Raw genomic sequence first — 9,187 nt, 5'->3', positions numbered from 1 at the left:
CAATGCCGTCTATGCCGACGGCCACGCCAAGTGGCTGAAGGAGGCGCTGTACGGGTACTGGACCATAGACCCGAACGACTGAGGCGGCGTCCGCGAGTCACGAACTGGGAGGCTGTGGGAGCGGTCACCGACCGCGACGATCCGCGTCGCGGTCGGTGACCGCTCCCACAGTTTCCCAGTTCGTGACTCGCGGACGCCGCCTCAGTCGCTCGGGTCTATGGTCCAGTACCCGTACAGCGCCTCCTTCAGCCACTTGGCGTGGCCGTCGGCATAGACGGCATTGTAGCCGTCGTTGTGGCGCTTGGAGGTCGCGTAGGACATGCGGGTGACCACGCCATCGGCGGTGGTGGTGCCCATGGTGGTGGCTGAGCAGTAGATGTCGCTGATGTAGATGGTCGTGGAGGGCGCCTGCACGTCCGTCTCGGCGCGGCCGGCGCCGATGATCCCCATGGAGCTGGCCGTGCCCGTGCTGCTGCAGGGCATGTCATAGGAGGGGTTGTTTGGCCGGTCCTCCCCGCCGCTGCAGCCACACTTGCTGCCGCCCCACGGGCGGCTGGGGCAGCGCAGGATCTGCTCGTTCTTCATGTACGGCATGATGAGGTAGTACCAGTACCGGCCCATGTCCGTGCCGGTGCGGTCCAGGCACTTGGGGACGTAGCGCATGTCATAGTCCTGCGAGTACATGGCGCAGGCGGTGCCGATCTGCCGCAGGTTCGAGACGCAACTGGCTTGACGGGCTTTCTCACGGGCCTTGGCGAAGACGGGAAAGAGTATGGCCGCCAGGATCGCGATGATGGCGATCACGACCAGCAACTCAATGAGCGTGAAACCCTTCCGCATCGGGAGCCCACCCTTCGCAAGATGTGAACGTCCGCCGAGCCTATAACATGTCGTTCTTCTCCGTCGTGCCGTTATCTTCCTTCTTTCGTTCCGACGCCGCCCCATGTTCCGCCGACGAGAAGGTGAACCGCCCGGGTGGGAAGCATAGGCATGGGGAGGTGAGGTGCCGTGCGCGTGCTTGTGGTGATCGCCCATCCTGACGACGAGATGCAGTGCTCGGGCACGGTCGCCCTGCAGGCCGCCGCCGGGCTGAAGGTGACGCTGGCCGTGGCCTGCAACGGCAACCTCGGGGGGCTCCCCGGGGTGGAGAGAGCCGAGCGGAGCCGCGTCCGCCAGGCGGAGATGGCCGCGGCGTGCGAGGTGCTGGGGGCGAGGCTGGAGTGGCTGGGCTTCGGCGACGATGACCTCATGGACCAAGTGCGCACCCACTACGGCGAGACGGAGATGGCCTTTCGCAACCTGATCCGCCGCACGCAACCCGACCTGCTCATCGTGCCGGCCCTGAGCGACTACCACCAGCACCACCGGGCGGCGGCGGAGTTGGCGCTGAACGCCTCGAACAACGCGGGCAATCCGGCCATTGTGTCCGAGGAGCCCCCGTCGTCGGGCATCCCCAGCGCCCTGCACATGGCCCCCCTGCCCGGCGGGGAGTTCGTGCCCGACCTGTACGTGGACATCACGCCCGTCTTCGAGCGCAAGCTCGAGGCGATGCGCTGCCATGTGAGCCAGCACCAGTACCTGCAGGACCACCACCGCACCGATGTCTTCGAGCAGATCAGGGCGGCGGCCGTGCTGCATGGCGTGTCCTGCGGGGTGCGGTACGCCGAGGCCTACGCCCTGTGCCGGCAGTTCAACCGCCCGGCGCCGATCCAGAAGCTGGCGCAGTTCTTCCCGTAGGGGGCAGGCCGGCACCCCAGTCAGTTCGTGTAGTGCGGGCTTCCAGCCCGCCAGAAGGACTGGCCCTGGGCGGGCTGGAAGCCCGCACTACACTTTTTCCTCGGACACGGATGGTCTGCAGGAGTTGGAGATGCCACTCGGTCGTGACTTGCTCGACATGATCCCCTTCCGCGACGCCGCGGCGTGTGACGCCGTGCGCGCCATCGCCGCGGCGGACATCACCCGCCGCGAGCCGCATCACCACCCGGAGTTCTCGATCCGGGTGATCGCGGAGCCGGCCGCGCTGTACGACGCGATGGCCGAGGACATGCTGGGGCGCTTCGTGCAGGCGGCGGAGGCGGGGCGGCGCTTCGTCGGCGTCTTCCCCGTCGGTCCGACGGGGCAGTACCCTCTGCTCGCCAACAAGATCAACGAGCGCGGCGTGTCGCTCGCCCATGCCCACCTGTTCTTCCTGGACGAATACGCCTACGAAGACGGCACGACGATTGACGAGCAGTCGCCGTGGTCGTTCGAGCACACCGCGCGCCAAAAGCTCATCGAGCCGATCCACCCGGACTTGCGCCCGGCCGCCATCCACTTCCCCGGCCCCGACAACGTGGACCGCTATGACGAGATGATCGCCGAGGCCAGCGAAGGGCGGGGGGCCGATGTCATCTATGGCGGCATCGGCTGGTGCGGGCACTTCGCCTTCTGGGAGCCGCACCTGGCGGAGGAGTTCGCCGACGTGGCGGCTTGGCGCGGGGCCCACGCTGCCCACGTGCGTCTGCACCCGATGACCATCCTGCACAACGCGCTGCGCGCGGGGGGCGACTGGTCGTCCATCCCGCCGTGCGCGTATACCATCGGACCGAACATCATGCTGTCGGCGCAGTTCCGCAGCTTCTGGCTCGACGCGTACCTCGGCAGCGGCATGAGCTGGCAGCGCTTCATCGGCCGCCTGGCCACCCACGGGCCGGTCACACCGCTCGTGCCGGCCTCGTTCCTGCAGACCGCACCGGGCGAGGTCGTGTTCCTGCAGGCGGTGGCCGAGGACATCGGCGGGCCGCGGACGAGTTGGCAGTAGCCCGCCAATGGAGGAGGAAGCATCACATGACGAACGACGGAGGGGACCGACCCTATGCGGTCCAGGCCGCGGAGCGATGGACTCAAGAGCAACTGGAGCAGCAGATCGACGCCCATGTCAGCTTCGCCAAAGTGCTGCTGCCGGTGGGCGATGACAACTGCGAGGGTGTCTGGGTAATCATCCTGGAAGGCGACCAGGAGAGTGGCTTCGGCATCCTCGACAACCGGCCATTCGAGTCCGGCCCGACCATTCCCCCCGCCGGAGCCTTTGTGGAGTACCGCACGGTCGACCCAGATGACAAGCCCTACATCGTGGCCTGGGGCATAGGCGAATAGCCGACACGCAACCACAAGGAGACCGCCATGGATTTTGCAGCCTGGGGACATCCCGCCAGCGAGTTCCCTGCCGGACAGGACAGCCTGAAGGACATTGCGGGCGCGTTTGGGCGTCTGAAGGACTGCGGCCTGGACGTCTACCACGCCTTTGTGATGAGCGGCGGCAAGCACTACTTCGAGTCCCAGACGCTCGGGGCGCCGGAGCGCGATCTGCTCGGCCCGTGTGTGGAAGCCGGCGCGCAGGTTGGCCTGGAGGTCCACCCGATCATCGGCCTGGGGGCCGTCTCGGCCTCGACCGGGGAAGGGCTGTACGATCCCGGCCCGTCCGACGAGCCCCTGCCGTCCTGGGCACTCAACTGGCCCTGCGCGGCGTGGAGCGAGAACCGCAGCCGCACCTGCACGGTCGCCCGCGAGATGATGGAGATCTACCGCCCCGACGGCCTGCACATGGATTACCTGCGCTACCCGAACTCGATGGTCCTCAACACCCACCCGTGCCGGTGCGAGCGCTGCCAGGCCGAGCGCGAGCAGTGGCTCGGCAAGCCGCTCCTCGACGCCGACGACCTGCAGAACCCGGGGATGGTGTACCAGGAGATCAAGATGCGCGGCCGGTTCGTGAAGTCGGTCGTGCACGGCCTGCGCGAGGTCGCCGACGACGCGGGCGCGCCGCTGTCACTGGCGGCCCGGGCGCGCTACCTCAAGGACGCCGTGCCCGAGGGCCAGGACTGGGTGGAGTGGTGCGCCGAGGGCCTGCTTGATTTCGTCTGCCCGATGAGCTACAACCCGTGCCACGACCGCTTCCAGCGCTTTGTGGCCGAGCACACCGGCCTGCTGACGGGCGTGGGCACGCCGCTGTACTGCGGCATCGGGCGCAGCTCCAGCCTGGGCAAGATTGACGCGCAGGAGATGTCCGCCCAGACTCGCCACGCTGCCGCCCAGGGCGCCGAGGGCATCTGTCTCTTCCACGTCCGGGCGCTGGAAGAGGAGGATCTGGCAGTGCTGAAGGAACTGGCGGAGGAGCTGAAGTAGGGGGCGCCTGATGGGGGGATGGCGGGGATATGGGGCGGTACGCCCGACACTCTTGTCGGGCCGACGACCGATGCGCGCGTGGGGACACGCGCGCCCACGCGGCCTCTGCCATGCGGCTCCCGCGCCCTACGCCAGTTGGTTCAGTAGCCTCACCGCCGCCTCGACGAAGAGCCCCTCGGTGCCCCGGGCTGCCTTTGCGGTGCGAGCCAGACGGGTCTCGTAGCTGCCCTCGTCCAGAGCGCGGTCGGTCGGGCAGTAGCCGACGTAGTCGTTCGCCAACTCGACCGTCAGCGTGCGGTCGAAGGGCGAGCGCCGCTTGATCTGCAGGCCGTACTGCACGAACATCTCTCCCGGCAGGCCCACGATCCCCGCATCGCCCACGCGCAGCGCCATGACCGGCGTCGGGCGGTGCAGCGGCTCCTCGCTGACCCCGATGAGTTCCCCCGCGTAGATCCAATCCAGGTCCGCCGGATCGTGCTTGCTCTCGCGCAGGGCCCTGGCCGCGGCCAGTTCGTCGGCGGAGGGCTCGCGCCGGGTGAAGGTGACGGTCTCGTGGGCGACGCCGAGGGCCGGCGCGGCGTCATAGTCGCGGATGCCCAGCCAGGCGTAGTAGGCCGCCGCCGCCACGCGGTTGGCGACGCGCTCGGCCTGGTAGAAGGGGTGTGGGTACGCGGAGGCCGGGCGCGTGAAGTCGCAGTTGTTGATGTCGCCGCAGCAGCCGTTGGCCATCACGGCGACGAACTCGCCCCCGGCCATGCGGGTAAGAGCCCGGTCGAAGTACCCGAAGTAGTCGGCGCTCACTCGGTCATGGTACGGCCCGCCCACGTAGTGCAGCGAGTAGTTGGCGAGGGCTGCGATGGGGTCTTGGGTGTCGGCGTCGCGCGCGACGAGGAGCACAACCTCCGGGTCCGTCGGGCCGGCGGGCTCGACCATGTCCGGGTTCTGATAGCCCGGGTTCATGCGCACGCTGCCGTCCCGCATGCGCCAGCGGCGGTTGTGCGTCTCCTCGGGGCAAGCGCCTGAGGCGGAGGCGACTTCGGCGGGCCGCAACCGGTTCTGCGCCAGCTTCACGCTATCCCCCACCGTGACCATCGCCCACTGCAGGTACTCCTCCTCACACACGACGTTGCCGAGGGTGAACGGCGAGGGGCCGTAGTGGGTGTGAGTGCAGGAGATGAAGATGTGGTCGGCGGGGATGCCGGTCAGCTCCTGCGCGCGTTGCTTGGCGGCGTTGAGGTAGACCTGGTCGGCCACGATGAGATCGAGGACGCAGCAGGCGAGGGCCGTGTCGTCGCTCTCGAAGACGACGGTGCGCGCCTGCAGTTCGTCGGCGACATCGGCGGCGAGGCGGTCCTGGAAGTAGCCTGCCAGATGGCAGCCCAGGTGGGGTGTGATGTTGCTGCGGTGTGCGCCGACGCGCAGTGCCATCGGTGGTGCCTCTCCCCGACAAGGGTAACGGCGCGGTCCCCTGATCCCCGCCCCTACGCCTGTGCTTCGTCGGCCAGCACCTTGGCGACGGCCTCGCGGGCCTTGGGGTCGGGGTGGTGCTTGCCGGCCCAGCGCAGGCTGTCCCAGTCTTTCTGGGAGCGCATGGCGCCCATCACGGGCCCGAGCGCGCGGGCGACGTTGGTGCGGACCGATTCGAGCCCCGAGTTCTCGGCCACGACGATCATGTCCGCGCCACGCCCCTCGCGCGCCAGGCGGCGCATCACGAGGTCATTGTTGGCCAACTTCAGGGCGGCCATGCGCCGCGCGTCCTCGAAGGCGCCGGCCTTGGCGATGGCTATCAGCACCTCGCCGGCGATCTCCGAGGTGTTCAGCTTCTGGGCGATGCCGTTGACGATCAGCTCGCGCAGAGGGTCGCGGTCTATGCCGGCCTCGCGGCTCAGCGCGGCCATGCGGCTGGTGTCGGCCGCGTCGGCGATGTCCTGGGCCTCCTGCATGATGTGCTCGGGAATCCCGGCCTCGTCCTCCTCGGCATCCATGTCGCGGAAGATGCGCTTGGCGCGGGCGGGGTTGTGCACGATGACTTCCTGCCGCCGCACCTGCCGCCGCAGACACGCGGGGAGCGCCAACTCCTGGAAGCGCTCGGCCTCCAGCAGCTTGGTGATGATGCGCCGCGCCGGCACCTCGGCGGCCGTGATGGCCCAGATGGCCAGCAACCCCCACTGCTCGTCGGCCAGCAGGCGCTGCAGGCCGCGATCTAGTTCGGACTCCAGCAGCCCCTCGTAGATGCTACGCAGGTTGCCGGCGTGACGTGATAGCGCCGTGATGTCCATGGTCGGCCTCACACATTGGTCTCTGAGGGGAGAGTTCCGCGCGGGGCTGCGACACTCCTGCGTGCTGCCCGGAGGATGCGGAGGCAGGTGCGGCCGGGGAGGAAATGGAACAGAGCAGCACTATCGTGGAGGGACCGTGCCCATGCGCCTGGCCCTGCTTGCCCTGCTGCTGGCTGTAGCCTCCTGCGCGATGGCCCAGAAGCCGCGCAACGACTGGTACCGCAGTTCGCTGGTCAACATCCACTGCGACAACCACTCGGGGCTGCTGGGCAAGGGGGTGCCCCCGGACGAGCTGCTCGAGGCCTTCCGCAGTGTCCCAGTGACCATGGTCCAGGTCTCGGCCCAGAGCAACGGCTACGCGACCTACCCCACCAAGGTCGGCCTGAACAACCCCAACGCCGACGGCTATGACACCCTCGCGACGTTCAAGACGGTCACGCAGAAGCTGGGCAAGAAGCTCTGCATCTACATGTCGGTGGACCGGCGGCCGCTGCAGGTCAAGGACCACCCCGAGTGGGCCATGCGCACAGCCAAGGGCGAGATCACCATCAACGGCGACCCGTGCGTGTGCAACCGGCCCAACCGCGATAAAAGGGGCTACCTCTACGAGCAGTTCCTCCCGCAGATCAAGGAGATCATCGCCCGGTACGACCCCGATGGCTTTTGGTTCGACGGTGACTACATCCTCACGAAGCCCTGCTGGTGCGACAACTGCCTCAGGGAATGGAAAGCTGACACGGGTCAGGACGCGCCGCGCGATGAGGCCTCCCCGCTGTGGGCCAAGTGGTGCGACTGGCACTACCAGCGCTTCCACGAGTACCGCCGCCTCGTCGCCGAGACGATCCACACCGCCAGCAAGCGGGCGATGTACACGAGCAACTGGTCATGGTCGCACAAACCCGAACCGATGCCGGACTGGGCGGACACCCTTACGGGCGACTGTGGCTCGATCCGGCAACTGCCGGCGGTGGTCATGCGCTGGGGGGCGCAGCAGAAGATCCCCTGGGACATCATGAGCTACGCGGCCCCCTACCGGGCGCTGACGCGGGTCTATTCGCCGCAGCGCACCTTCCAGGAAGGCGCGCTGACGATGGCCCACGGCGGCCAGTGGTTCGCCTGGACGGTCGGTGGCGACCTCCCGCCCTCGGCCATCGAGATGACGCGGCGCATGGCGCAGTTCGTGCGCGACCGCGCCCCGGCCCTGGGGCCCTCCACGTCGCTGTCGCAGGTGGCCGTGCTGGACAGCGAGACGACCTGGCTGGCGCAGGGCCGCAAGTGGGACACGACCGTCGCTGGCAATGCGGCCCGGTGTCTGCAGGAGGCGCGCTACTTCACCGACATCGTCAATGAGGAGACGCTCCGGCAGGGCCTGGCGCCGTACCGCGTGGTGGTGCTGCCGATGGGGAACGCCCTCGCCCCCGAGACGATGCAGTGGCTGGAGGCCTTCGTCCGCCAGGGCGGCGTGCTGCTGGTGTGCGGCGACGGCCTGCGCGATGACGGCCTCCTGGGCCTCAAGCGCACGGCGCGTCAGGCCAACAAGCCCGCGGCGATCAGGATCGGCGACCGCAGTTGCTGGATGCTGGGGTCGTGGGATGTGACGCCGGGGACGGCGCAGACGCTGCTGTCGTTCGCCGACGGCCGCCCGGCGCTGACCGTGCACACGCTGGGGCAGGGGAAGGTGGCGTACCTGGCGACTGACCAGGTGCTCTACCCGCAGGATGAGGCGCTGCTGGGGGCGCTGAAGGCCCTGGGCTGCGGGCCGTCGTACGGCGCGGTGGCCAATGCCGGGTTGGCCCCGTTGCTGTGTACGCTGCGCCAGAAGCAGGGGCAGATCGTCCTGCACATCGTGGACATGAGCAGCCGCGTCGGCGGGCGCATGACCGACCTGAACGCCGACGACTACACCGACCTGAACCCCGAGCTGCGCAACGTGCGGGTGTGGTTGCCGCTGCAGGGCGAGGCGCGCCTCCTGGCGGCCTATCCCGCGCTAAGCGGCGCCACTGTGACGCGGCAGGGCGAGTTCCTGGCGGTGCGACTCGAGTACCTCAAGGACCACGCGGCGGTTGTGCTCGGGTATGACGCGCCCCCGCAGTTCGGCCTGTGCGGCCAGAACGTCCCCGAGACGCTGGGGGACTTCCACCCCCTCGACCCCAAGACGAGTGGCTTCTCCGAGGACTTCGAGGACCTCGCGGTGGGCAGCAGGCCAGCGACGCCCTGGCAGTCCTGGAACCGCGACGCGGCGACGGTCGCCGTCAGCGATCAAAACCCCGCGGCCGGGAAGCGCTGCGTGAAGTTCACCGACGCGGCCGGCTGCAGCTTCTGGCCGTTCATGCACCGCTCGGTGACACCCTTCCGGACGGGCCGGGCGCGGTTGACCTTCGACGTGCGGGTGGACGGCGCCGACTGCCTGCTCGAAGTTCGCTACGAGGGCAAGGGCGCCGGCCCGCTGGCGCGCTTCAACCACGACGGGAAGCTCTCCACCACCGCCGGCGAGGCCATGGCCTTCCCGCTCGGGCAGTGGCTGCACGTCCAGTGTGACTTCGCGCTCGGCGTCGAGAAACCGGCGTACACGCTGACGGTCACAGCACCCGGTCAGGAGCCGAAGGTCTTCGCGGACCTCAAGTACGCGACCGAGTGGTTCTTCCTGTGTGACAGCGTCTACTTCGTGGGCTCCGGCGACACGCCGGGGAGCTTCAGCCTGGACAGCATCCGCTTCGAACGCTTGCCGGATTGAGGAGGACTGT

General features: G+C 68.5%; 8 protein-coding genes. 5 read left to right on the top strand and 3 right to left on the bottom strand.

Annotated features, from left to right (window positions below; translation table 11 throughout):
- Positions 1 to 201: 201 nt before the first annotated feature.
- Positions 202 to 840, bottom strand: coding sequence for a DUF1559 domain-containing protein (locus LLH23_13750; protein ID MCE5239535.1), 639 nt, complete (start codon positions 838 to 840; stop codon positions 202 to 204).
- A gap of 168 nt (positions 841 to 1,008) precedes the next feature.
- On the opposite strand from LLH23_13750, the gene LLH23_13745 reads away from it, so the two are divergent.
- The 4 genes from LLH23_13745 to LLH23_13730 all read left to right on the top strand — a co-directional run bounded on the left by LLH23_13745 (position 1,009) and on the right by LLH23_13730 (position 4,164).
- Positions 1,009 to 1,737: a PIG-L family deacetylase gene (locus tag LLH23_13745; GenBank protein MCE5239534.1), complete on the top strand. Its 729-nt coding sequence runs from the start codon at positions 1,009 to 1,011 to the stop codon at positions 1,735 to 1,737.
- Positions 1,738 to 1,867: 130 nt separating this feature from the next.
- The gene (locus LLH23_13740; protein MCE5239533.1) at positions 1,868 to 2,800 is read left to right on the top strand and encodes a hypothetical protein; all 933 of its coding nucleotides are present in this window, start codon (positions 1,868 to 1,870) and stop codon (positions 2,798 to 2,800) included.
- A gap of 26 nt (positions 2,801 to 2,826) precedes the next feature.
- Positions 2,827 to 3,135: a hypothetical protein gene (locus LLH23_13735; protein MCE5239532.1), complete on the top strand. Its 309-nt coding sequence runs from the start codon at positions 2,827 to 2,829 to the stop codon at positions 3,133 to 3,135.
- 27 nt (positions 3,136 to 3,162) lie between these two features.
- Positions 3,163 to 4,164: a hypothetical protein gene (locus tag LLH23_13730; protein ID MCE5239531.1), complete on the top strand. Its 1,002-nt coding sequence runs from the start codon at positions 3,163 to 3,165 to the stop codon at positions 4,162 to 4,164.
- 126 nt (positions 4,165 to 4,290) lie between these two features.
- Here LLH23_13730 and LLH23_13725 read toward each other — a convergent pair whose 3' ends face one another.
- A complete protein-coding gene (locus tag LLH23_13725) occupies positions 4,291 to 5,592 on the bottom strand; it encodes a hypothetical protein (GenBank protein MCE5239530.1) in 1,302 nt (433 codons plus the stop codon).
- A gap of 53 nt (positions 5,593 to 5,645) precedes the next feature.
- On the bottom strand, positions 5,646 to 6,443 hold the full coding sequence (locus tag LLH23_13720) for a hypothetical protein (protein ID MCE5239529.1): 798 nt from the start codon (positions 6,441 to 6,443) through the stop codon (positions 5,646 to 5,648).
- A gap of 142 nt (positions 6,444 to 6,585) precedes the next feature.
- Here LLH23_13720 and LLH23_13715 point away from each other — a divergent pair, with 142 nt between their 5' ends.
- Entirely contained in the window at positions 6,586 to 9,177 is a 2,592-nt protein-coding gene (locus LLH23_13715) for an alpha-L-fucosidase (GenBank protein ID MCE5239528.1), read from the top strand.
- Positions 9,178 to 9,187 lie beyond the last annotated feature (10 nt).

The sequence above is a fragment of the bacterium genome (assembly GCA_021372615.1).
Lineage (GTDB): Bacteria > Armatimonadota > Zipacnadia > Zipacnadales > UBA11051 > JAJFUB01.
The sequence above is the reverse complement of the archived record's forward strand: the minus strand, read 5'-3'. Positions and strand labels throughout refer to the sequence as shown.